The sequence below is a fragment of the Pseudoalteromonas prydzensis genome (genome assembly GCF_001661495.1).
Classification (GTDB): domain Bacteria; phylum Pseudomonadota; class Gammaproteobacteria; order Enterobacterales; family Alteromonadaceae; genus Pseudoalteromonas; species Pseudoalteromonas prydzensis.
Map to the genome: position 1 here is coordinate 385,799 of NZ_BDDT01000002.1, position 24,385 is coordinate 410,183.

General features: G+C 44.1%; 18 protein-coding genes. 6 read left to right on the top strand and 12 right to left on the bottom strand.

Features of this window, described 5'->3' with window-relative positions; all coding sequences use genetic code 11:
• Nucleotides 1-25: 25 nt before the first annotated feature.
• Entirely contained in the window at nucleotides 26-871 is an 846-nt protein-coding gene (locus A7968_RS06140) for a LysR substrate-binding domain-containing protein (protein WP_064665693.1), read from the bottom strand.
• A 126-nt stretch (nucleotides 872-997) separates the two neighbouring features.
• Between A7968_RS06140 and A7968_RS06145 the strand changes: the two genes are divergently transcribed.
• From A7968_RS06145 to gcvP, 4 genes are all read left to right on the top strand, one after another.
• On the top strand, nucleotides 998-1,597 hold the full coding sequence (locus A7968_RS06145) for a hypothetical protein (protein ID WP_064665694.1): 600 nt from the start codon (nucleotides 998-1,000) through the stop codon (nucleotides 1,595-1,597).
• A gap of 185 nt (nucleotides 1,598-1,782) precedes the next feature.
• Nucleotides 1,783-2,865 carry a glycine cleavage system aminomethyltransferase GcvT gene (gcvT, locus tag A7968_RS06150; protein WP_064665695.1) on the top strand — a complete coding sequence of 361 codons (1,083 nt, stop codon included), beginning with the start codon at nucleotides 1,783-1,785 and terminating at the stop codon, nucleotides 2,863-2,865.
• 55 nt (nucleotides 2,866-2,920) lie between these two features.
• Complete coding sequence (gene gcvH, locus A7968_RS06155; protein WP_016708738.1) at nucleotides 2,921-3,310, top strand: glycine cleavage system protein GcvH; 390 nt, start codon at nucleotides 2,921-2,923, stop codon at nucleotides 3,308-3,310.
• Nucleotides 3,311-3,477: 167 nt separating this feature from the next.
• Nucleotides 3,478-6,369 (top strand): aminomethyl-transferring glycine dehydrogenase, encoded by a 2,892-nt coding sequence (gcvP, locus tag A7968_RS06160; protein WP_064665696.1) that lies wholly within the window; start codon nucleotides 3,478-3,480, stop codon nucleotides 6,367-6,369.
• A gap of 300 nt (nucleotides 6,370-6,669) precedes the next feature.
• Here gcvP and A7968_RS06165 read toward each other — a convergent pair whose 3' ends face one another.
• The 11 genes from A7968_RS06165 to mads1 form a co-directional block, all read right to left on the bottom strand.
• Complete coding sequence (locus tag A7968_RS06165) at nucleotides 6,670-8,139, bottom strand: serine/threonine-protein kinase (protein ID WP_064665697.1); 1,470 nt, start codon at nucleotides 8,137-8,139, stop codon at nucleotides 6,670-6,672.
• Entirely contained in the window at nucleotides 8,136-8,693 is a 558-nt protein-coding gene (locus A7968_RS06170; RefSeq protein ID WP_208855832.1) for a hypothetical protein, read from the bottom strand. The genes A7968_RS06165 and A7968_RS06170 overlap by 4 nt, the downstream gene beginning before the upstream one ends.
• Nucleotides 8,686-10,371 (bottom strand): helicase HerA domain-containing protein, encoded by a 1,686-nt coding sequence (locus A7968_RS06175; RefSeq protein ID WP_064665698.1) that lies wholly within the window; start codon nucleotides 10,369-10,371, stop codon nucleotides 8,686-8,688. The genes A7968_RS06170 and A7968_RS06175 overlap by 8 nt, the downstream gene beginning before the upstream one ends.
• Nucleotides 10,361-11,518, bottom strand: a complete 1,158-nt coding sequence (locus A7968_RS06180) for a hypothetical protein (RefSeq protein ID WP_064665699.1) — start codon at nucleotides 11,516-11,518, stop codon at nucleotides 10,361-10,363. Before A7968_RS06180 ends, A7968_RS06175 begins: the two co-directional genes overlap by 11 nt.
• Nucleotides 11,515-12,369 carry a hypothetical protein gene (locus tag A7968_RS06185; RefSeq protein ID WP_064665700.1) on the bottom strand — a complete coding sequence of 285 codons (855 nt, stop codon included), beginning with the start codon at nucleotides 12,367-12,369 and terminating at the stop codon, nucleotides 11,515-11,517. Before A7968_RS06185 ends, A7968_RS06180 begins: the two co-directional genes overlap by 4 nt.
• Nucleotides 12,370-12,379: 10 nt before the next feature.
• Nucleotides 12,380-16,666, bottom strand: a complete 4,287-nt coding sequence (locus A7968_RS06190) for a hypothetical protein (protein WP_064665701.1) — start codon at nucleotides 16,664-16,666, stop codon at nucleotides 12,380-12,382.
• An 11-nt stretch (nucleotides 16,667-16,677) separates the two neighbouring features.
• Complete coding sequence (locus tag A7968_RS06195) at nucleotides 16,678-18,018, bottom strand: hypothetical protein (RefSeq protein ID WP_208855833.1); 1,341 nt, start codon at nucleotides 18,016-18,018, stop codon at nucleotides 16,678-16,680.
• A 2-nt stretch (nucleotides 18,019-18,020) separates the two neighbouring features.
• Nucleotides 18,021-19,550: a restriction endonuclease subunit S gene (locus A7968_RS06200; RefSeq protein ID WP_064665702.1), complete on the bottom strand. Its 1,530-nt coding sequence runs from the start codon at nucleotides 19,548-19,550 to the stop codon at nucleotides 18,021-18,023.
• On the bottom strand, nucleotides 19,550-21,691 hold the full coding sequence (locus A7968_RS06205) for an HsdM family class I SAM-dependent methyltransferase (protein WP_064665703.1): 2,142 nt from the start codon (nucleotides 21,689-21,691) through the stop codon (nucleotides 19,550-19,552). Before A7968_RS06205 ends, A7968_RS06200 begins: the two co-directional genes overlap by 1 nt.
• 86 nt (nucleotides 21,692-21,777) lie before the next feature.
• A complete protein-coding gene (locus tag A7968_RS06210; protein WP_064665704.1) occupies nucleotides 21,778-22,161 on the bottom strand; it encodes a hypothetical protein in 384 nt (127 codons plus the stop codon).
• Entirely contained in the window at nucleotides 22,161-22,355 is a 195-nt protein-coding gene (gene mads1 / locus A7968_RS06215) for a methylation-associated defense system helix-turn-helix domain-containing protein MAD1 (RefSeq protein ID WP_064665705.1), read from the bottom strand. Before mads1 ends, A7968_RS06210 begins: the two co-directional genes overlap by 1 nt.
• Before the next feature lie 185 nt (nucleotides 22,356-22,540).
• Here mads1 and A7968_RS23700 point away from each other — a divergent pair, with 185 nt between their 5' ends.
• The gene (locus A7968_RS23700) at nucleotides 22,541-22,669 is read left to right on the top strand and encodes a hypothetical protein (protein ID WP_016898921.1); all 129 of its coding nucleotides are present in this window, start codon (nucleotides 22,541-22,543) and stop codon (nucleotides 22,667-22,669) included.
• Between the two features lie 32 nt (nucleotides 22,670-22,701).
• On the top strand, nucleotides 22,702-24,300 hold the full coding sequence (locus A7968_RS06220) for a hypothetical protein (protein WP_064665706.1): 1,599 nt from the start codon (nucleotides 22,702-22,704) through the stop codon (nucleotides 24,298-24,300).
• Nucleotides 24,301-24,385 lie beyond the last annotated feature (85 nt).

Sequence of the window (24,385 nt, forward strand, 5' to 3'; positions counted from 1 at the left end):
TTAATTGCGATAACCCAGAAAAATTTTAGCTTAAACGTAAGGTAATAAACTCCGCCAGTTTATCTACCGCATGCTCTGATTGCTCAGCCTGTTTAATTAAGCTGATGCCAATTTCACCTAAGTTAGGCAAAATTGCGGTTTGGGTTTGTGCGGTAAGATCGTTCGGAACGGTTTTTTTAGCCAGTACTGTAATACCAAGCCCTTCTTTGAGTGCCGCAGTCAGGCCTGTTAGATCTGCATTACTGTAAACAACATGCCATTTTAAGCCCGCTTTTTCGAGTGCTTCAATAGCCCTGCGGCGATAAATGCATCCCTCAGGCGCACTTACTAAGGTGATTGGCTTAGTAGGGTCAACATTCAGATCACCTACCCAGACTAATTCATCATACATAAAAATAGGGTATTTAGGATTGTCGATTTGCTCAATTAGGGTCAGCACTAAATCAAATTGATCTTGGTTTGAAACGTGCATTAGCTGTTTACTAAGCTCTGATTTAACTTCTAGCGAAACATCAGGGTAGAGGGAGACAAAGTCGCCAATAATTGCCGGTAATATACTGGCGGCAAATTCACTGGGGATACCTAAGCGAATTTTACCCGCCACCGTTTCATTACTAAACTGCTGTAAAATACTGTCATTAGTAAGCAGCATTTGTTTTGCCATCGGCAATAGCACTTCACCGTAGTGATTAAGCACTTGGCGTTGGCCTTGTTTTTTAAACAGCTTACAGCCTATTAAATCTTCTAACCTTTTTATTTGTAAACTCACAGCAGGTTGCGATAAGCCAAGTAAATCCCCCGCTTTAGCAAAACCGCCCACTTCAACCACGGTTACAAAGGTGCGTAAACTGTCTGTGGAGATATTTTTCATATTAAAATTTACAATTTATAGGGTCAGATTGATAAGTATTATTTATCAATTGATTAATAATTACAATTTGTTGTTACACCCTGTGAGCAATATACTTTTGCCATTACTGATTGATAGGTGTCGATAATGACCTTTACCCCAATAATGTTTGCTCGTCATAGCCACATTGAAGTGCCTGATAGCAATTTACTGCAGATCAACACTAACAACGTAGTGATCGATTTTAGCGGCACTGAGGCAATCCCATTTTTAACCACTATTTTAGGGTTAGATTTAAATAAATTAACCGCCAGTGGTTTGGGCGTTAAAGGTACCTTAGACGGTGACTTAAACAGCAACTATAGCTTCGCCTTGTACTATTTTAGCGCAACGGCGTTTAGATTTGTCTTACATGGCGATGGTGCAGCACAGTTACAAGCGCTGATCAGCGAGCAACAACTGCGTTATGACATTGAGTTTGTAATGCGCACAGATTTAGCGACGCTAACTTTATCCGGTGAGCAGGCCTTTGATGCCTTAGTTGACGCATTTAAACTTACACCAGGACTGCGCTTGTCAGACACTAACAGCTGTTACGGTGCACAAAGTGGTGAAGTATTCATTACCGCTATAGATAAACAATCTACGCAGTATTTTCAGCTGGTGGCTAAACTTCCAGAGCTGGAAAAATGGCAAACTTATCTACAGCAACGTGGCTTTGCTATGTCGCTTGCTGAGGTTGCTTAACAGATTTTATAAACTGGCTGGTGTAATGAACACTTGCCAGTTTTTTTGTCGTTTATTTAAAACAACAAATCGCAATTTGGGTGTCAGTGCAGTACAACTTATGTATAATCGCCGCCCATGTTATTCCCCCTCATTAAATTGAGGCCACGCCCAAAATTGGGTTAATTATAAAGTGAAGGAATATTATGACTTCTAAAACAGTTTTACATGCAAAGCACCTAGAATCAAAAGCTAAAATGGTTGATTTTCATGGCTGGGAAATGCCAATTAACTATGGTTCGCAAATCGAAGAGCACAACGCTGTGCGTACCGATGCCGGCATGTTTGACGTTTCACACATGACTATTGTTGATGTCAAAGGCGAGCAAGCACAAGCATTCTTACGTAAATTAGTGGCTAACGATGTTGCTAAATTAACTGTCCCAGGTAAAGCGCTTTATACTGGCATGCTTAATGAGCAAGGCGGCGTAATTGACGACCTTATTATTTACTTCTTCTCAAACACTGATTACCGTTTAGTAGTTAACTCTGCAACGCGTGAAAAAGATTTAGCGCACATGGCTAAAGTTTCAGCTGATTTTGCCGTTGAAGTGACTGAGCGCCCAGAGTTTGCCATGATTGCAGTGCAAGGCCCTAATGCTAAAGCTAAAACCGCGACTATCTTAACAGCTGAACAACAAGCTGCTGTTGAAGGTATGAAGCCATTTTTTGGTGTGCAAGCGGGTGATTTATTTATTGCAACAACAGGCTATACTGGCGAAGACGGTTACGAAATTGTAGTACCGAATGAGCAAGCGGCTGATCTATGGCAACAACTGCTAGATGCAGGTGTAAAGCCTGCAGGTTTAGGTGCACGTGATACACTTCGTTTAGAAGCAGGTATGAACCTTTACGGCCTAGATATGGACGAAAGCGTTTCACCACTTGCTGCTAACATGGCGTGGACCATTGCATGGGAACCTGAAGATCGTGACTTTATTGGTCGTGACGTATTAATGCAGCAACGCGCTGATAAAAGCACTGATAAACTCGTTGGTTTAGTGCTTGAAGAAAAAGGCGTATTGCGTAGTGGTTCAAAAGTAATCGTTGAAGGTGGTGAAGGGGTTATTACCTCAGGTACTTTCTCACCTACACTTGGTTTTAGTGTTGCCCTTGCGCGTGTACCACGTTCAACAGGCGAGACAGCCCAAGTAGAAATGCGTAAAAAATTAGTTAACGTAAAAGTAGTTAAACCAAGCTTTGTACGTAACGGTAAGTCAGTACTTTAAAGTATTAATTATAAATTTGGTGTTATCACCCAATATAAACCAAAGGATGAATAAAATGAGCAATATCCCTAGCGAGTTAAAGTATGCCTCTTCACACGAGTGGGTTCGCGACGAAGGTGATGGTACTTTCACTGTAGGTATTTCTGAGCACGCACAAGAGCTGCTTGGTGACATGGTATTTGTTGAATTACCAGAAGTTGGCGACGAAGTAGACGCTGGCGAAGATTGTGCAGTTGCTGAGTCAGTAAAAGCAGCATCAGATATCTACGCACCAATCAGCGGTGAAATTGTTGCAATCAACGAAGATCTTGAAGATGCACCAGAAACAGTAAACAACGACGCTTACGGCGACGGTTGGTTATTCCGCATTAAAGCATCTGACGAGTCTGAGCTTGAAAACTTGCTTGACGCTGAAGGTTATGCACATACGATCGACGAAGACTAATCATTAGTTTTACTCGATATTAAAAGCCCCACAAACTTGGGGCTTTTATGATTTTACTACTTACTTTTCCATACGTTGTAAGTTATTAAATCAAAAAGCTTTTAAGTTATTGCTGGTCACCCATTAGTAATAACCATTTATTTTTTGGATCATAGGAATCTGGACAAATGTCAAACGCCAAATCTCTTGAACAATTAGAGCAAACGCAAGATTTTATTCGCCGCCATATTGGGCCAAGCCCGGCACAAGTAAGCGATATGCTAAGTGCTCTTGGAGTATCGAGTGTTGAAGAGCTGATCGGTCAAACTGTACCTGCAAGCATCCGCTTAGAGCAAGGCCTAACAGTAGGCGAAAGCCGTACTGAAGTTGAAACACTAAGCTACTTAAAATCAGTAGCAAGCAAAAATAAAGTGTTCAAATCTTATATTGGTCAAGGCTACCACCCAACTCACGTACCACACGTAATTTTACGTAACGTACTTGAGAACCCAGGTTGGTACACAGCGTACACTCCATATCAACCAGAGATTGCTCAAGGGCGTTTAGAGTCATTATTAAACTTCCAAACTATGACCTTAGACCTAACTGGTCTTGATTTAGCAAGTGCATCGTTACTTGATGAATCTACCGCAGCTGCTGAGGCAATGGGCCTTGCAAAGCGTGTATCTAAAGCTAAAAAAGCCAACATCTTCTTCATCGCAGATGACGTACACACACAAACTATCGACGTAGTGGCAACGCGTGCCGATCAGTTTGGTTTTGAAGTTGTGGTAGGGCCTGCTGCTGATGCTGTAAATCACGAGATTTTTGGCGCGCTATTCCAATACCCGTCAACATCAGGTGAAGTAGTTGATATTACAGACTTAATCGCTGGCGTACAAAGCAAAAAAGCGATTGCCTGTGTTGCAGCCGACATCATGAGCTTATTACTATTAAAAGCACCGGGTAAACTTGGCGCAGACGTAGTACTTGGTTCAGCACAGCGTTTTGGTGTACCTATGGGTTATGGCGGTCCTCACGCTGCATTTTTCGCAACACGTGATGCATACAAACGTTCATTACCAGGTCGTATCATCGGTGTATCAAAAGACCGTTTAGGTAACGACGCACTGCGTATGGCAATGCAAACGCGTGAGCAACACATTCGTCGCGACAAAGCCAACTCAAATATTTGTACAGCGCAAGTATTACTTGCCAATATGGCAGCGTTTTACGCGGTGTACCACGGCCCACAAGGCTTAAAAACAATCGCACAGCGCATTCATCGCTTTGCTGATATTTTAGCCGCAGGCCTACAAGCGAAAGGCGTAAACCTTAAGCACAATACATGGTTTGATACATTAACGGTTGTTAGTGATAACAAAGATGACGTAGTAGCACGTGCAATTGCAAACGGCGTTAACTTTGCAACTAACCATGTAGGCGAGTACTCAATCTCAGTATCTGAGACTACAACGCGCGCAGACGTAGCTGAGCTTTTCGACATCATCCTAGGCGAAGGCCATGGCTTAAGCGTTGACGCACTTGCCGCAGATATCGAAGCAAACGGCAGTGATTCAATCCCAGCAAGCTTAGAGCGTGATGACGAAGTGTTAACACACCCTAACTTCAATTCGTACCACAGCGAAACTGAAATGCTGCGTTATATCAAGCGTCTTGAAAACAAAGATTTAGCGCTTAACCACTCAATGATCTCGTTAGGTTCATGTACTATGAAACTAAACGCGACTGCTGAGATGATCCCAATCACGTGGCCTGAGTTTGCTAACCTGCACCCATTCTGCCCGCTAGACCAAGCAGAAGGTTACCAAATCATGATAGGCGAACTACATGATTGGTTAGTTAACATCACAGGTTACGATGCCGTATCACTTCAGCCAAACTCTGGCGCACAAGGTGAATACGCAGGCTTAATCGCAATTCGTAAATACCATGAGTCACGTGGCGATGCGCACCGTAACGTATGTTTGATCCCAAGTTCAGCGCACGGTACTAACCCTGCATCTGCACAAATGGCGAGCATGAAAATCGTGGTTGTTGATTGCGATAAAAACGGTAACGTTGATATGGCTGACCTTAAAGCGAAAGCAGAAGAAGTGTCAGAAAATCTATCGTGCATCATGATCACATACCCGTCTACGCACGGTGTATACGAAGAAACAATTCGTGAAATTTGTGACATTATTCATCAACACGGCGGCCAAGTTTACATGGACGGCGCGAACATGAATGCCCAAGTAGGTGTAACAAGCCCTGGCTTTATCGGTTCAGACGTGTCGCACTTAAACTTGCATAAAACCTTCTGTATCCCGCATGGCGGCGGTGGCCCAGGTGTTGGCCCAATCGGTGTTAAATCACACCTTGCACCATTTATGCCTAATCACAGCGTAATTAACGTGCCAGGTACTAACGAAGGTAATGGTGCGGTATCAGCAGCGCCATACGGCTCAGCAGCTATTTTACCTATTTCATGGGCTTACATCACCATGATGGGTAGCGAAGGCCTTAAACAAGCCACTGAAATGGCGATTGTGAATGCTAACTACTTAACTCACGAGTTAAGCCAGCACTTCCCAATTTTATACCGTGGCCGCAACAACCGTGTTGCTCACGAATGTATTGTTGACTTACGCCCGCTTAAAGAACTTTCAGGCATCACTGAAATGGACGTGGCTAAGCGCTTACAAGATTACGGCTTCCATTCACCAACTATGTCGTTCCCAGTAGCGGGCACCTTGATGATTGAGCCTACTGAGTCTGAGTCTAAAGTTGAGATCGACCGTTTCATCGAAGCAATGGTATCAATCAAAGGCGAAATCGATAAAGTTATCTCTGGCGAATGGTCTATCGAAAACAACCCGCTTGTGTTTGCACCGCACACACAAGGCGACGTACTTGGTAATGAGTGGGATCGTGCATATGACCGCTTCTACGCTGCATTCCCAGTACCAGCTGTTGCAAAAAACAAATTCTGGCCTACAGTAACGCGTATCGATGACGTATACGGCGACCGTAACCTAGTGTGTTCATGCCCAGCGGTAGAGACATATCGCGATTAATAATTTTTAGAATTTCCATTTAAAGATTGGGAATTATAAAATTTAAAAAGCCGTTGCAGCAATGTAGCGGCTTTTTTGTGTGCGTTTAAACATTGTAGATGCACAGCTTGCTGGCGTGTTGGTGTAGATCTTGAATAAAGAATGCAACTATCGGAATTAAGTTTGCAACTCAAATAAAGTTTGCAACCGATAGTTGGATTTAGAGGTCAGTAAAAATAAAAAAGCGAACCAAAAATGGTTCGCTTTTTTGTTGTTGAAATCAACCGATATAAAACAAAGAGGTTAAAAGATTATTTTCAATTAAATCACACCAAGCTTTGCATAAAGCTCTTTCTTTTCTTTCATACTGTTATCAGATGGCATTACTCGCAATGCCGCTTTCAAATACGCAGCCGCACCAGAGTAATCGCGCATTTGCTCACAAACTAAAATGAGTTGGCTCAATACGTGAAATTTCATTGGAGTTGCTTGATTTACTTTTTCCAGCAGTGCTCTCGCTTCTGGGTATTTAGCTTCTAAGCCTAAAATGGACGACTCTAGGTATAACGTTGTCGTACTTTCTTCTTCAATTTGTTTTCTTTGCAGCAGCCAGAATTTAGCTTGAGCAATATTGCGCAACTGTAAGTTCACTTTAACAATCAATTCGGATAGCTCTGAAGCTTGGGCCATCTTGCCTTCAATTAAGACAGATTTATTGTTCTCAACAACCTTTTCAAAATCAAACAAACGATTTGCGCGATACAAAGCAATAAGTTGTTGGTGTAAAGCTTGTAGGTCTTTACTGCGATTATATTCCTGAGAGGCCAGTTGAGCCGCTTTTTGATATGACTGTTCAGACATTGCATCAATTACGGCACTGGACCAATCCTGATCTGGCTTAGCCTGATACAATGGAGCGATAGCACCAATTTTTAGTTGTTTACTGCTGGCAATATCAAATGCTTGAATTAATGCGCCAACAGTTAAATAACGATGCTGTGGTTGCTTTTGCAGGCAGGTGAGTACAACCTGCTCTAAGTCTGCATGAATAGAGCTATTTATTTCTGTAGGGCGCTTAAAAGGGGCGCTACGTTGCACCTGTTGAGGAGTATCATGCGGCAATGTCCCTGTTAATAATTGGTATAGCAGTACACCTAAACTATAAATATCACCCAGCAACAGCTCTTCTAAGTTACCTCTACGGCTATCGACATTAGAAAACTCAGGGGCGGAATATAAAACCGTACCACCATTTTCGCGGGTGCGAACATAGATCTCTTCCGGTAAAGCTGAGCTACCGAAATCAGTCAACTTCACAAGGTCCCGCTCACCAACTAAAATATTGTGCGGCTTGATATCACCATGAGAAATAGGAACAGCGAGTTCCGCTAAGTATTGCACTGCACACAGTACTTGGCGATAAATCTTAAATAATCGCTCATAAGTCTGGCCAAAGTTACGCTGCCTATCATCAAGTTTTTGCGCCAATGTCTGGCTTGGGAAATACTCCATTTCGATATAAAACCATTCGTTATCAATCCGCCCCATATCATAAATTTGTACAATATTGTCGTGCGGTTCAACATCTAACAGCTCTTTCCCTTCGGCTAGATGGCGATCTTCTCGTGTAATATCCTTAGGGATTTTTACCGCGACAATTTGCCCATCTTGCAAGCGCTCGGCCCGCCATACCCAGCCATGACTACCATCACCTAGGCATTCAAGTAATAAATATTTATCACCAAGGCGCTTATTGGTCCCTGGTAAAAAATGTGCTGATTTTAGATTCATATCAACACCTCATAGTGAATTCTATCCAAAGCAATAGAATTTAGATTTTTTACAAACAAGAAGCGGCTAAAGACCACCTCAACCTCAGAATCTGACTGTACGAACGTGCCAGTAGAAGACGTAAACCCCGAACGACAGATCTCTTTTAGTTTCTGCGTATCAGGCGCACTCACTAAGCCTTGGCTCCATGCACTGAGAACCAAGGTTTTTGGGGAATATCCCCAGCGCTGTGCGGCCTCTAATAAGTTTTTTAATTTTTCTTCTAGCTTTTGTTGGCCGCGAATGGAACCATCAAATCGTTCAAATTCAATTAAACATGAAGGTGATGCCGATGCTTTATCAAACCAACCTGAATCTGAGCGAATATCAGCACCAAAAGTACCAGGTGCTGGGCATTCCACCATTGCCATAAACGACTGTTCATGCCCAAAGGTATTCCAGACACTACAGCCCAAGCTATGGACCAATACATCTAGGTCCAATAGTTTGCCGCTACTTATAAGTGGAAACATCTCGCTTACCCAAGCAAACTCAGGCATGGATAGCTTAGCCATTAAAGGTGCCCCAAACGCGCAATACTTCAGGAGATTCACCGCCGTGAATAAGCGCCTTACTTCCTACTTTTACTAATAGCGGAGCCGGAATAGAACGGCCGCACACTAAGGCTTCACCGGTTGACAAGCTCGGTAACTCGTCCAAGTCCGCTTTACTGACCATATCTGAAGCTTTAGCGATAAAACGCTGATCGTCTGGGTTTTTCAAGCGCATCGTAATCAGCGTATTACACTGAGAGGTCACGTCTGAGTCCAATTTGGACGGGCGCTGACTGACAATGCCAAAACCAACCCCAAACTTACGGCCTTCACCAGCAATCTTTTTAATAATACGATGGCTTACGGCATTGCCACCTGCGGGCGCAAAGTTATGACCTTCTTCGTAAATAATAAAACAAGGGCGAAGAGGATCTGTTTTACTGGACGCCGCTTTTAAAATTTCGCTCGAGAGCAGTGCACAAACGACTTGTTTTGCGGTATCACTCAAACCTTGTAAGTCGACAACCACTAAACGCCCTTGTTGATTACTCGGACGCCCAACCATTTTATAAATATCAGTCGGCTCAGCCATCGTTGCACTGTAAAAACTTTGCGCTTCGTTCAACACACGAGAAAGCTTCATCGACGCAACGGCAGCACTTCGACCTGACAGCGCCTTCGCTTCAGCTTCAGAGAGATCACCCCACTCTTTAAGTTCTTCAATACCATCACCTAACAAATGCCTTAATCGGTTGATATCTCGAGGCTCTACTTTATCCACTGAGCGCCAATAACGAATGGCCACATCAAGCACACGCTGCTGAGGCTCCGTTAAACCTGGTAAAATTTCCGCAATATCGTCCATTTCAAAATGGTCGAACTGAAGGGCAAGAGGGGCGTTCTTACTGGCGTATTTATGCTTAAACGATTCATGCTGTGGCGAGTAAACCTGAATCCCAGCGCCAGCAGCTTGTAGCTTTTCAAAGGTTTGTTTAATGAGTGGTAACGTTTCTTGATCGCGCTTATCGTCGGTCGCATCTAACAAACTAGAGAATTGCAGGTTTCCACCAGCGAGGGCTTTACCGTATTCACCATGAGGGTCAAACACCACGACAGTACCGTTATTTATTGCAACCAAGCGCTCTATGATACGGCCAACCGTGTATGACTTTCCTGAACCCGTCATTGCTAGCACTGCCAAATGTTCAGTAACCAACTTATTCACATCTATAAAAACAGGAACTGTATTCTCACCTTTATCGTAGCCAACCAAGTTGCCAAGGTGCAGACTTGAATGCTCATTAAATTCGTAAAAATCACTTAAAAACTGAAAATCGACGGTTTCAACAGCGGTGCCTGGGTTGAGTGGGCGGCGCGGGATCTTAATTTGCCGAGATATAGGGCAGCGATAGCCAACCAACTCAACCTGAGCAAACATGTTTTCGCCGGTAACGTTTGCGCCTGGTAAAAGCTCAAGCTCAGTCACACCATCGCCAAAGCCTGAGTTATACAACATGTTAGTACGGCTTATTTTCATTACGCGGCCCAGTACCGCGACTTCGCCTTCATCTTTACCCTCTTGATGCATAATGCGCACAAACTCACCACGGCGCACTGAAAACGAATCCTTTACCACCATAGTTAACTGGTTGGCATCGCCGGTATTACCGACTAATTTACCTAAAACTTTATAAGCCATTATTTAATCCCTCATCTAAACCAGCTAACCAGCCAGCTTCAATATCATTATTTTTAAGTGCACCGTGTAAACCTTGGCGATAGAACTTGGCAAACTTAGGTAAAATTCCAAGTTGTTGGTAACCCAATAATTGTGGTAATGGCATTGCATTACCTTTGTTTTGCATATCCAGCACCATTAAGCGCGACGCCACTAAATCTAAGTCTGTACTTTGCCAATCAGGTTCATCACCGGCCAGTTGCACCATTTTTATTTGACCACTACGAGCGCTACGAAAGTGAAAGCCGATGAGTCCTTGTTTTGCTTCAGCAATAGGCTCTATGCGGTTTTCTTGTTCCGACAAACGAAAGGCGATGGTTCGCGAATAGTTACCCAAAATACCGTTAATAAACCGCAAATCACCCACACCTGCCAAGCTTTCATCCAGTCCTGCTAGATTTTGTATCAACTCGCTAGAAAAACCATCTGATTCTAAAATCTGCTTACGACCTTGTTCGGTGCGTAAATCTTGCTTCGCAATACTGACAATGGCACTAAAACGTTCAGCCAAAATACTAGCCAGTACAATGCCAGTTGGATTCCACGGAAACAGTTTCGACCGATGATTTTGCCAAAATAATTCTATGGCTTGCTTGGTTTTGTCGTACTCATGCTTATGGCGAAGGTTGCGCTCCAGTGGCGCCATATCACGCGCTAAAAACAGTGGCGTATCGAGTAAAATTAAATCGCAAGGCTCTTGGCTTAACAGTTGTTTTTCAACCAACTGGTAGGCTTGGCGAATTTCTATTAAATCAAGTCGCTTACGCTGCGCTTCAAAATCAATATCGTCCAGTTCCGAGACCGAATCGCCACCTAGGGTGCTAACTCTGTTTTCATCTATCAGCAAGTCGGTGCGCACCGCAGCACTGGCATAAATAAAGCCACCCAAGGCTTTGTCTAGGCATGATTTAGTCGCTATACCTGCTACACGTAAATTCACTACTGTAGGTTTAGGCACTGCTTTCACTAAGCCAGCATCACGAAACAGGGGCGCTACTTGTTCAATATCACGAATTTGTTTTAACAAACGCCCGGCGCTACCTGGTAAGCGCAGCTGGCTATCAATGGCAAGTGACTGCGCTAAATTCATAGTTTTATTCTCATTCATGCTAATAGCGCTCCTGTGTTTAACTGTTCGCCAAGTAGCGGTGCATAGGCCCAGTATTGCGAAGTTTGTAACGAGTTTTTACCGGATTCCGTTAAACCCATTTCGTTAATATAACCATGTTGTACTAATACTTCGCTGCGTTTAGTGATATCTAGGCTCTGTACATCAAACATCAGCTTAACTGCCTCGTTTTCACAAATCGTAGTGAGGCTTTGCCCCTTTGCGGCATAAAGCAGTAACAATACAACCAAGTCGTACTTGTCCGGCGAATATTCCGCTAACGCTGTTTTTTTCTCAGCAATAGGTACTGCGAGCCCCGCATGGTCCAAAAACCAATTTAGCCAGCTCACTAAAACCTCTGCATGGTCGAGCAAACTTAACGACCACAAAGGCAACGTCGTCACCGCAAATAAGCCACTGTTGCTATGTTTGCGTATATAGCGGGTATGCACAGCATCGCCCGCCATATGTTGTAGACGATCTGCACTGCCAGCAAAGCCAGTAATCATTTGGTCTGTTTCACTGGCTAATAACGCGGTTAACTCAGGCTCTTGAGCGCTCAAGGTCGCCGGTGCTAATGACCAATCTAGCACAATAGGTAGCTCAGCCAACGTGGCCAGTTGTGCCTTTTGTGGGTTAATAACTAACGCGGCGCAGCCCGCTTGCATGGCCCATAAATACAAGCTCTGACAAGCTTCATGGTCGGTTAACTCTTCTGCTTGCACTAATAACAAACCGCAAGCAGGCGGCGAGTTTAGCCAGTCACTTTCAAGTGGCGTAGCCCCCGCAACCGTTTGTAAAAAGCGACCTTTACGATTGCTTGCCAATGCGGCGGACAAATAAATACTCATTGCATCACCTCTACAAACCCGTAGCAAAGGTGAGGCGCATTTTAACTATGCCTTTAGCGACTAAACCTTGTTGTTGAACAGGCGTTAATGCTGGCTCTTGATTTTGGCTAAGCGCTTGATAAATAGGCTGCCACTGTACCAGTGTTAGCCCTGTGCCTTGCAAAATGGCGTCACCTTGTTGCTGCCAATCAGCCAAAGTTTTATCACAGACCATCACCAGCTCACTTATCCCTAACTTGGCGACGTCGGTTAGTGTTAACTCAGCAGGTAGCGGTTGCTGCTGCGAAGCTAATAGCGGCTTTAATACTGGCAACCAGCTATTAACCTGCTCGATGGCGGCGCGTTTAACGTGGTTTAAACGCTCCTCTATTTTTAATAGTTGGCCTTGGATCGGAGCAATTTGCCCGCGTGCCGATTTGAGTAGCTCTTCTGGTAAATCACGCAACCCCGAGAACTGGCCATTGCGTAAAGTGGTTTGCATGCTCTGGCGTTTGCTTTCAGCATCAGCGGGTAAATCCGCTATTGCATCGTCAATCAGTTGTAACTTCATGATCAGTTTGGGTAATTCGGCAATATCACTTGTGTGCTCATACTCGGCAGTGGCACTACTGAGTAATTGTTGTAGCTGTTGGGCGCGTTGGTTTTGCTCGGCTAGGTTATTCACTAACTTCTCAAAGCGCTCTTTACAATTACGGTAGCTAGCTAAAATACTGCCTTGAATTTCTGGAAGTGGCAGCTGTTGTTCAGTGTGCAGGTTTAAGCCTACCTCCAACGCTAAAGCCGAAAGCTTATCCTGCGCTTTACCTAAATCGAGTTTGCGCAGGTAGTGTAATAACGTATCACTGCCAGCTTGCTGCTCTTTTTGGCCTGTGGCACTGCTGGCATCCTCTTTTAATGCGCCATCTAAAATATGGCCAATGGTGCGCAACGTGTTGGTATATAAACTTTTTGGGAAATGAGCGATCGCGGCACAGTCTGTCTCAACGTCTTTGATTAAATCGGCGAGTCGAAGATTAATACGCTCGGCACTACGCTCGACAAATTCAGCAAATAAACAGGCTTGTTCAACCCGCTGATAAAGCGACATCGTTTTGTCTTCTAAATCAAGAATGTGCGCATCTTTAAGCGTAGGCTTACTGCCATTAAGTGGTTTAACCTTAGCGACCAAAGCCAATACTTCAGCGCGCTTATCAATAAGCCCCGCTAAAAGGTGAGCCTCATTGGGCTCGCTAATATCCTCGAGCTTTTCTTCTTGCTGCTTAAGCGCATTAAAGAGTGCCTGTGCTTTTTCTAACTGCTCTTTGGCCTCAACCGTGGCATAGCCCAACTGGTTTTTGCCTAAAGGCGCGAACACTTCATTAATGCGGCCATAACCATATACGCGGCTCATCACTTCCACGTTGGCTTTGTAACTGTCCATAGCGTTACCGCTAAACCAGTTTTGCGCCTCGATAATGGCATTTTCTAAACGCGAACGTGGGTAACTTTCCCAAATGGCTTGTTTATCAGTTGGGTTAGTTAGGGTGAGTAAATTCAGCTCACCACACCACCACATCCAGTCGTTAAACACGACTTTAGCAGTAATGCTGGTTTCGGCCACATAGGCAAAATAAAACTGTTGCTTAAAGCGCTCAAACTGCCACTTTTGTTGTTTGTTAGGGTGGGCAATGCGGGCTAAAAACAACGGGATTTGCGCAGTACTGCGCTGCACATTATTCAGCTCAGTAAATAAACCCGCATGTTCATCAGCGGTGTAACCTTTGGCCATATAGCTGCCCGGCACTTTGAGTTTATCTAATAAACTGCTGAGTTCATCCACTGGCACACCGTGTTGCTGCTGTAAATCCAGTACACCGTTAAGTTCTGGGTGGGCAATAGCCAGCTGATACCAGCCTTTAAATAATAAGTCGCGATCAATGGGCGATAATTTACCATCTACTTTTAGTGGCCATGCAATTAAACCGCGCTTTTGCAAGCGCTGGCGCCACTTATGAATTGCATCATTGGCAAAGGTGCTTAACGCATGCAACTTGTTATTAAACTTGGCGGTAAAGCTCTCAGTACTTAAGGTCACGCCATGTTGCTGGCAGGCCGCCAAACTTAAGCCAATACGCTCTAATTGGTCGGCTTCGCTTGGGTTGACATAATGCAGCAGTATGGCATCGCGTAATTCATTGCTGTCATCCAAGCGGCTGTATTGCTCCATTAAATGGGCAGAGGCCGTGAGCGCCAAGACGGGCGTGCGGCCACTTTGGCGGCTGTGTTCAGCAGCAAAGGTATGTAGCTTATTAAGCTCAGTCAGATTGCTCACCCAAGCAAATAAGGCTTTACCCTCTGGGTGTAACTTAAAGCCTTCTAAGGTAAATAGCCCACCTTGGCGGCTTTTTGGCTCAGTTAGTATCGCTAGTGGTGCGTCGTCGCTACCGGCTTTATTGCTCAGTAAGCTTTCGTCATAGCGCCAGTTGTTATCCAATAAGCGAACAAAGCCGGTAACACGGGTTAAGGCTTTTATAATCGGTTTTTGGCTGCTTTGTTTAGCCAGTTCGGCCATCGCCTGTTCGTGGCCATCGCCCATGCTCGGGTCTTTAAAAATCAGCGAATTTTGCTGTGCGCTGCGATAACGTAAATCCAAACGCAATAACATCGCCACACTGGGGCCAATATGGGTCGCTTCGCTGGCATCCAGCTCGGCGGTATCGCCGACTAATTTATGCCATAGAGCATCGGCGGCAAATTCAATCGCCGGGTGGTCGTACAATAAACTCAGTAAATATTTAAACTCACCCTTGGATAACGGCAGCAACACCGCGCCTTTATCACCACTGGCGGCCAGCTCTTTAATTGAAAAGGTCCGCAAGTTATCGAGTAAGGTGTCTAGGCTCAGTGCTTGGTCAACGGCAGGGTATAACCATTCATCATTTTTACGCACAAACTTAGCTTGCTCTAACGCTTGGCGGCACTGTAAGCGGTCGATGCTCAGTTTGCGGTAGTAAGCGGCAATCGGCTCTTGGTCTTCGTTTTTCAATGCCAGTAATGCAGTAGCTTGGCTAACGTCAGCCAAACGCACCGGCAATTGGCCATACAGCAAACTACGACACTCGGCTAACAGCGCTTGGTCGCGGGTTTGAATACCTTCAATCGCGCCTTTGTCGAGCACATGTTTCGCCACACGGCCAGAGCCAGCCAGCACCGCTTCAAACAAATCACCGACATCATTAATGCTGCGGCCTGCTTGTTGAAATTGGTTAAGCACCGCATCGACATTGGCCATCACCACGTTAAACCAACCAAAGTTAGCGCCACTCATGGCGTAGGCGGCTTCAACTAAACCCGCTGGGTAATCAAAGCCCAGTTTGCCTGCTTTTAATAGGCTGGCGACATAGTCCGATACATCGGCAAAGGCGTTGTGCTCAAGTTCAACTAACTCAAAACGGCGCGCCACCGATTGAATTTCGCGCAGTTGCTGGCCCAAAAGGGGTGAACAGAGAGCCACATAACGCAGCCAAGGCAGTTTACGACGTGGATCTTCTTCTTTAATGGCTTTACCAATTAAGCGAATGGCTTGGCCATCGAGGCGTTTATCTTGCTCGTCTTCTAAACCAAAGGTGGCGGCTTCGGCCACGGTTTCTAGCTCGTCGAGCACCACTAACACATACTGCACACCAAAACGTTTGAGTACGTCGTAGGCGGCTTGCACTAAGCTCACCACTAAGGTTTGGTCGGTGTAAAGGTCTTCTTCGCTGTGGTTTTTATCGAGCTCAAGCGCAGCGGCCAATAGTGCAGCGTTAAAGCCAAACGGCATTAAACGCTCATAAGCTTGTTTGGCAATTTCACTTTGAATGGAGCCATCAAAGGCTTGGGTCGCCAGTGGCAACAGCGCCTGATACAAACCAAAGGCAAACCAGTTATCGGAGTTTTGATAATCTGATGCCACTTGCGAGTAGCGAATATACAGCGCTAAGTATTTATCTTGCGCTTCAGTGTTAAACAACTGCTGATCGTGCAACTGGCCTTGCTCGTCACGCACAAACCAGCCCTTAGAGCAGTCGTTAATTTGCGCCACTAACTCATGGCCCAAGCGAGATTTACCACGGCCCCATTCGGCTTCTACCGCAAATACATGGGCAAAGCGGTCGTCGTCATGGTCAACCGTGTGTAAAAAGGTTTGAAAGCGTTTAAAAAAACGGCTTTGGCCGACTAATGGGTCGCGCGGTGGGTAGTCCGACACACCGGTGGCGGCCCAGCGGTGTTGCTTGGCTAACTTATCAACCACCACATTATCTAATTCAAAACTCATATTAAAATCCCTTAACTGTGTATTCTGTTAGCCGCGCTGGTGCGTTTTTTATTGGCATAGTTTGTTTGCGCCAGCAGCTTAATCGCCTGTTGTAAATATTGGCTTTTGTAGCCAAACAGCGGTGCGAGCGGCAGGCTGTAACAGGCATCGCTAAACTCGGGGTGAATGCGGTAATGGCCGGGTTCGCCGCGGCCTGCCTCTAAAAACTGCCAGATTTTTTTTGCCAATAATTCAGCAATGAGCGGGCTAAGCGCACGGTTTAAGTGCTGCATATCTTCTGCGCTATCGGTTAGTGCAGGGTAAAGGGCAATATTTAGCTCACTCAATAATTGCACTAAAAACTCGGCCAAACTGCCCAAGCCCACTTCATCACCGTCAATGCCTTGTACCGCCACATTCACTTGGCTTGGCGAAAAAGCGTTTTGACCGGCTGGCAGAGTCAGCAATAAACCGCCGCGCTGCTCGGCGGCCCACGCATCTTGCACAAAGCTCAGCAGGCTTAATAAAAACCACCAAGGCTGGTGGGCGAAGCGCTCAATAAGCTTCGCCTCATCATTGACAGGACGAGATACTAACAACCAGTCAGCATTAGGGTTTATCGGCTGATTGAAGTTGTATTCGCTAAACAAAGCGTCCGGCAGTGCCAGTAAACGACCATGGCACCAGTTGTTGGCGAGCTGTTTTGCACTAGTATCGACCGGTTGGATAGGCGTTAAAGTTTCGTTTTGCTCGCTCAAAGCGTGCAACTTAAAACAGGCACGCAAAATGCGGCATAACGCCGGAATAGCGGCGTTATCGTTTAGGCTGTGGCCGAGCAAATCTCGCTCTAGTTGCGCCAAGGGTCCCGCCGCTATTTGTGGCGCAGCCTCTGTAGTAACACCTATGCTTTCCAACTGCGTGAACACCCATTCACTGGCATTGCCCAGTTGCTGGATAAGCTTTACTAACACCTGCGGGTCACTCATGGCGCCTGCTTCACGGCAGCGGGCAGCGGCTAAATTCAGCCAGTGGGCACGTACTTCTGGATTTAAACCGAGTTGCGCCAATTGCCATTCGCCTAATTGGCTGAGTTCGTTATACGCATTCAGCAAAGGCTCGCTTAGGCAATAGGCGCTGTTTTTTTCATTGACATCGCCTGCTATATCACCAACTGCACCCGCCGCAATTGGCTGTAATAGTTTTTTAAGCGCAGGAATGGCGGCCAGTAACACGGCGGTTTTACTGGCCGCTAAGCCGCCACTAAACCAAAGCTGGCTAAGCAGTTGGCAACAGCCTTGCGCTGCCTCATGGCTTAACAGGCTTCTGGCTTGCGCGAGACTGCCCATGTTGCTGTCCTGAACAACGGCCACCATGGTTACTCCTCAGCCTCGGCTTGAGCAGCGCTTTCCAGCAAACGGTACAGCTCATCGATATCGCTAAACAGCGGAGTGGCACCGTCAACGGCGTAACCTTCACTGCTAAGCTTACTTAAAATCGCTTGATCTAAACTGTTGTCACAATCATCCAAAGCTTGTTGGGCTTGGATCAGTTGTTGCTCTGTCAATTGGCCTTCAATTAGGGATTCGACGAGGGTTTTGGCGGCGCTTGTGAGTGACTTTGATAGATTTACGGCACTTATTTGCTCTATCAGTAATTTATCAATCTCTGTTTGAAACTCTTGCGGCGCTTTCCATATAGCAATTGAACTTAATTCCTCGGTATTTATATTTAGCTGCACAGCACCATTTTCTAATCGTCGAAATTGTTGCTGGCCCACCCAAGAATTTAAGTACCAACTAACGTAAGCAGGTAGATACGATTTTGTTGCTAGTTTGCATTTAATAATGAAAGACCCATACCAATATTTTGCATGTTCAGCAGCTACATAAGTTGTTACGCCGACTGTACCACTTCGCGTGATTAGAATATCGCCTTCTTCAACATAAGCAGTTTTAAGTTCATCTTTTAAGGACTTACTCAGATAAACTATATCGTCTTGATTAATTCTGTTAGGTGATAGAGCGTTACCACGAATAAAAGGTAAGCCCTCAGAGTTTACGTAGTTTGCAGCTATAGATGCGCCGTATTTAAAACCCGAGCAGATACTCCCAAAGCTTTCAAATTCATTATTGAATTGAGCATAAAGATCAAGATGCTTCTTTGCATAGTAACGCGCATCTAATCTATTTTCCGTCAAAAATTCTAAGGTCGCTTTTGAGTGCTTAGCTTCCCCTATCACGGGCTTTGAGGTCGGAATTTGGTTTTCAAAGAACGCTAATTTGACTTCCAACCGCTTAGCCCAAGCGCGCAGTTGCTCGGCTTGGCGAACTTTATTCCCGATGTATTTTTGGGTGAGAGGAACAAATAAAGGAATTTCCAGTTCTCGGATAATATCTAGGGTGAGTTTACCTTGAACGATCGTAGTCACATGACGTTCAATCGCTTTATTAAGTTGTTTACTTTTGAGTATTGCAACCAGATAGTCGCCATCGATCTTTTCATGATTAATCGATACTGCAATTAGGTTTTGACTAACGTTAACTTCGCAGCCTGCTGGTACCTTCGCTATCTCGCCAGTTGTTCCAACCTTAGAAATGACGATGTCACCGCCGATGAGTTTAGTCTTATATTCCTCCTCATGTTTCCATAGGGGAATCTTTATTGCGTTTTCAATGTCAACTGTTAAACCATCAAAGTCTGATATACGTAAAAACGGTATTCCGGCATCGCCATACAAATGTGATGGCATATCAAAAACACCTTTTTTGATGAAATTTGTTACTTTTGATAACTGAGCGTGGTTATGCTTCTTAATAGAATTTTCAGCTTCTAAGTAAATAGGATCATAAAAGCTAGCGTCTATTCTTGAACCAATCAAACTGGCAGAAATTCGTTCAACAAACATCACTCACCCCGCTTATAAGCCGAGACGATCTTATCCAGATCGTTAGCGACACCGGCGTTATAGTCTTCGATATTGTTTTTCACCACATAACCTAAGGTTTCGGCCACCGCCATAAACACCTCGGTTTGTGGCTCGGGTAAAAACTGCTCGGGCTGATTAGGGTTAGCGTGGCGCTTTTGCAAATACAAAATCGAGGTTTTGGCGCCAGTGCCAGAGAGCTTAAAGCAGTCGCTCGGTAATGAGATCACCGCTTTGACGATGGCTTTACCGCCCACAAACTCGCCGGTTTGTTCGTCTTTTTTGCCCATAATGTACTCGCGCACATACCTATCGCCTGAGTTACACAAAATGCCATCGGGCAAAACAATCATTAAGCGGCCTCCGGGTTTGAGCAGTTGCAGGCAGCGGTCGATAAACAGCACTGCGGGGTCAATGGTGGCGCCGACTTGTTTCCAATTGCCTTTGCCATCGGGTTTGCTGCCAAGCGCTAGGCCTGAAGTGCTGGGATGTAAGCTGTAAACAGGGTTTTTATCACTGCCACCAGTTTTACGTAAATCGGTGCGGTAACCGGCCCATTTGGGCGTGCCGTCGTCGTTTAGGTATAAATCGCCGGTATCGTCCCACTTCATTTTTAGGTGGTCGTAGTAAGCGTTGTAGCTTTCGACCACTTTTTCCGCTGGGCGAAAGCCACCCAGCACTTGTTCCATATGGCGTTCATAGTCTTTTTTGGATTCTTGCTCATTTTTACCAAAACTTGGGGAGCCAAAAGGGGGGTTGGTGCAGATTAAATCAAAGCTATTTGGCTGGAGTGCTTGCGTAACTAATGAATCTTGGGTTTGGAAGATCTGAGCTTTTGGCGCGCCTTGCAAAGCCATATTTACTCTTGCCAGCATCACCATTCGAGGTGTCGAATCTGCTCCAGTAAAACCATGATTTTTTAATTTTTCCTTTAACTTTTCTTTATCAACATCCGGCATGCCTATTTCATTATCAATGAGTTTTTGCAATTGACTTAATACCACAGAGCCAAAGCCAAAAGATCCGCAAGTAGGATCACAGAAACGGAAATCGCCATTAGATAAACGAGCTAACTCTGTGCTGTCGGATGCGATATCATGTAGCGCTATTTCAACCATCGCCTGCTTAACTGGATTGGGGGTGAGGTAAACACCATTCCCACCCTTTGAGTCGAAATTTGCGCGTAAAAAAACATCAAACACACGGCCTAACAAGTCACCGGAAACATGACCCAAATTCCCCTGCGCATGAACAATATTACCGCGATTATCGGTTACCGGACCGAGGTCTTGAATTGCTTTTAGTAGCGAAATAAAGTTTTCTGGCCGATTTAGGTTTATGTGTACTCGTTCTGAAAAGATCGGATTTTTAGTGCCATCATCTGTGACAACAATATAGTCTTCATGACTTTTTAGTGTTTCGAAAGCGTCACGTATTAATTCAACCGCTTGTGCGCCATGCTGTTCAACATATTGCCAAGTAAAGACTTCACTGAGCACGTATTCATTTCCGCTCTTTGACTTGAAAGTCATACTTTCATCATGATGAACTCGGAAACTTTCTAGGAAAAGTAGTTTGGCTACTTCTTCAATGATAGCGTTTTTGTCATCCACATTATCTCTGGTAAATCTGAATACAGACTCATGCCAGAAATTTAGCTTTTTCATCAAGTCGGTATATGTCTTCATTGACCATCTGAAAGTTTGATCCCTTTCAATGGTTTTGTATTCTTTCAGTTCATTTAAAGTGGGGAGTTTGTCAACAGCAATAGTTCCTTGTGAGCTAAACAAGCGTACATATTGAGTTTTTTGACCATCGGTAAGTGCTGCGAATATTGGCCATAGCTCTACGTCAGTATCTCCTAGCAATTCGATGACTAAGAGCTCTAATTTTGCAAAGTCAGAAGCATACTCCCAATTGTCTGAATTTAAAGCCACTAGCATTACGGTAGGAGTTAAATTCCCTTCAACCAAACCTTGAATAAGACCTGCCTTGGCCAGTTCATGCTCGGGTAGTTCAACCAAAGGCTGGGTGAACTCGGTGTGCTGCTTTACAAGCTGATTAAAGAGCTGTTCAAGCTGCTGCTTTGGGTCTGTTTTTTTTGCTTTTGCTTCTTTTGCCATGATGTTTATTTCATTCTTTTATTAAGTCGTTCAACGATGCCTTTGGGTTGGTTGCGGGTGACTAAACCTGCCAATTCACCAACGCGCTAATTCAGTAAAATCAGCAAGGGCCCTTTAATGTCTAATTGTGGGTGTTGATGCGCCAGTTTGCGTATTTGTTGTTCGCTTGTGGTGATACCTGCTGGCAGCTTTTTTAAAACCTGTGCCAACGGCATGCGACCACCGGCTTGTTGCAGAAGTGACACTAAATGCGCTGCAATATCAGGGGTTATCTGATAGGCCGATGACAATTCATTTTGCTGATTTTTTTGGGATAATGACGCAAGCCAAAGCGCGACTTGCGTTTGACTAAAGCCGAGTGATTGCCAGAGTGCATAGTGCTCACTAAACACTAATTCCGCACTTTTTGGTGCAATGCTTTGCTGCGAGATTAGCTGCATTAAATCATATTGAAAAGAGCTAATTGCCATTAAATATCCTTATTTATTGTCGTGATAAGTTTTTGTTCTTCAATCCATTGCTCTAAATCTACGCGTTTAAAGCGCCAACTTCCACCCACCTTAAAGCCGGGTAATTTTCCTTCACTTGCAAGACGGTATGCTGTCTTTTCATTTAGCTTTAAGTACGAAGCGACCTCTTGAATGGTCAAAATATCATCGGCCATGTTTAACTCTGCATGTGAACAAATTGATAGTATGAGAAAATTGAGGAATTAGCAATTGATCTCAATTGGCTTTTTTGTTTCCAAAATGCCTGAAGTCAGAATTAAATAGCAAAGTTATAGTTTTACTTGAAGCAATGGCAGAGCTGTTGGTTCTTTATTACTAATTAACTATTGAGGATATTATTATGGCAAAATCTAATTCATCAAAACCCGCTTCTAGTCATCCAGGCCCTGGTGGTAACTGGCCATCTACTACAGGCAATAAATCAGGTGGAGATAGAGGTAATGCTGCTCCTAAAAGTGGCAAAAAATAATAAGGAATGGGCCCTTGAGGCCCTTTATTTAAATGGAAAATAATAAAGCTACATTCCCGACTATCGGTGAGCTCGTTCGTGAGATTTTTAATATTACTGGGCTTCTGGCACAAAAGGATAGAAGTAATTCATTCTTGAGCGAGAGTAACAAGAAAAAGCTGCAAACTAAGTTAAAACGTTTGGCTGACGAAAGCTCGAAAATTGATGGTAAGCTCGACGAATTACTTGATTCACTTAAGCACCTGTTGGAAAAGGCCTTAGGCGAAGAGAGAATTGTTTGTATGGTATTGGAAGCCGTTGAAGTTCTACTCGCTACATACAAAGGTGTTTTGGGTGATGATGGTACTTATCTTGATAAGACAAACTCGACTAAGTGGTTTATAAAACAGTATGTCTTAGATCGAGTTTTGCTTTCTTTCTATAAGAACTATTTAAGACTAAATGTACCAGCATCGAAACTGAGCCTACCGGACTTAAGAATCTGGGCTTTGCCTAATATTGAAGGACAGAAAATCAGTTGGCCACTAAGGAATGCCTGGCAACTCATTTATGACTCTTTGTCTATTAGCCAATCATCATTTCACTACCCAGATAAGAGCTTGGAAGACTACAGAGCAAGTCAGAATTTAGAAAATGCCCAACACTGGAGTACTACCGATCAAATCCCGACCATTAGTTCGCTATTTGATAATTTGGAATATTCGCTAACGTTGTTGGACTCGACATCAAATGACTCTGCTAGACGAATAGTAAGCGCATCAGAAAAACAGCGATTAAAGCTAATTTTGTTTATTGGGCGAGTATCTGCTTATTGTTTCAGAGAACTAGAACGTAACTTTGGGCGTGAGTTTTTGATCGAATGCTTAAAGCATGTTCAAGGCCAGTCGAGTAGATTATCACGTATCAATCTAAGGCTAGAAAAACACTTAAAGACTGTAGAGAAATCCATAGGCTCAATGAGTGAAGTTGATGTTAATCAACTTTATTTTTATGAAATATCCGAATATTGGGAACAGTTTGCAATATCTACTGTACACGGGTCTAGGTTATTACAGGGTTACATAAATGATGAATCTTTTTCGAATTTAACTGAATTAGAAAAATCAAAATTGGTAATTGCTCATGTTGGGACATTTGCTGGTCATGGTGTGTTAACTCTGCTAGGAATGACACCTAGTGTAAAAGGAATGCCATCAGAGTTTCCTGAGCTATTTTATGAAGGCCTTAAATTAAAGAAGAGCCCTACATCTTTGGGCGACATTGATAATTATCACAATCGGTTGAGGAAAGCTGGGCTTGATGATGTTTTAAGTTGGTTAGTAAATTGGGGTTATGCCAATTACTTTTATACTCATAAGTCATTCGATAAGTCATATGGTTACTATGAGAAAGCCTTTAATCAGGCAAAATATAGTGCAGGTCGTAATCAGTATCTACTTGTTAACCAGTACATTGAATCATGTGCTAAAAATGGTAAATATAAAGAAATGAAAAAAGCTGTAGCTTGGGCGCAGTATTTGGGTATAAAAATAAGGTGGCTAAGAGGTTGGGATGACCCAGAGTCAGAAGGTAATTTGAAAGGTTTGTACAATTTAATGGGTAATCATAATATGCAGTACGCTCAACTATAAATCTTGTTGTATTCATAAGTTATCGAATGTTAGTTGCAAACTTTATTCAGAACGAGTTCGAGGAAGAGAAATAGATTAACGCTAT

Bases quoted from the DNA above. Each gene is read 5' to 3' on its own strand.
- A7968_RS06140 (WP_064665693.1), bottom strand. From the start codon at position 871: ATGAAAAATATCTCCACAGACAGTTTACGCACCTTTGTAACCGTGGTT.
- A7968_RS06145 (WP_064665694.1), top strand. From the start codon at position 998: ATGACCTTTACCCCAATAATGTTTGCTCGTCATAGCCACATTGAAGTG.
- gcvT (WP_064665695.1), top strand. From the start codon at position 1,783: ATGACTTCTAAAACAGTTTTACATGCAAAGCACCTAGAATCAAAAGCT.
- gcvH (WP_016708738.1), top strand. From the start codon at position 2,921: ATGAGCAATATCCCTAGCGAGTTAAAGTATGCCTCTTCACACGAGTGG.
- gcvP (WP_064665696.1), top strand. From the start codon at position 3,478: ATGTCAAACGCCAAATCTCTTGAACAATTAGAGCAAACGCAAGATTTT.
- A7968_RS06165 (WP_064665697.1), bottom strand. From the start codon at position 8,139: ATGAATCTAAAATCAGCACATTTTTTACCAGGGACCAATAAGCGCCTT.
- A7968_RS06170 (WP_208855832.1), bottom strand. From the start codon at position 8,693: ATGGCTAAGCTATCCATGCCTGAGTTTGCTTGGGTAAGCGAGATGTTT.
- A7968_RS06175 (WP_064665698.1), bottom strand. From the start codon at position 10,371: ATGGCTTATAAAGTTTTAGGTAAATTAGTCGGTAATACCGGCGATGCC.
- A7968_RS06180 (WP_064665699.1), bottom strand. From the start codon at position 11,518: ATGAATGAGAATAAAACTATGAATTTAGCGCAGTCACTTGCCATTGAT.
- A7968_RS06185 (WP_064665700.1), bottom strand. From the start codon at position 12,369: ATGAGTATTTATTTGTCCGCCGCATTGGCAAGCAATCGTAAAGGTCGC.
- A7968_RS06190 (WP_064665701.1), bottom strand. From the start codon at position 16,666: ATGAGTTTTGAATTAGATAATGTGGTGGTTGATAAGTTAGCCAAGCAA.
- A7968_RS06195 (WP_208855833.1), bottom strand. From the start codon at position 18,018: ATGGTGGCCGTTGTTCAGGACAGCAACATGGGCAGTCTCGCGCAAGCC.
- A7968_RS06200 (WP_064665702.1), bottom strand. From the start codon at position 19,550: ATGTTTGTTGAACGAATTTCTGCCAGTTTGATTGGTTCAAGAATAGAC.
- A7968_RS06205 (WP_064665703.1), bottom strand. From the start codon at position 21,691: ATGGCAAAAGAAGCAAAAGCAAAAAAAACAGACCCAAAGCAGCAGCTT.
- A7968_RS06210 (WP_064665704.1), bottom strand. From the start codon at position 22,161: ATGGCAATTAGCTCTTTTCAATATGATTTAATGCAGCTAATCTCGCAG.
- mads1 (WP_064665705.1), bottom strand. From the start codon at position 22,355: ATGGCCGATGATATTTTGACCATTCAAGAGGTCGCTTCGTACTTAAAG.
- A7968_RS23700 (WP_016898921.1), top strand. From the start codon at position 22,541: ATGGCAAAATCTAATTCATCAAAACCCGCTTCTAGTCATCCAGGCCCT.
- A7968_RS06220 (WP_064665706.1), top strand. From the start codon at position 22,702: ATGGAAAATAATAAAGCTACATTCCCGACTATCGGTGAGCTCGTTCGT.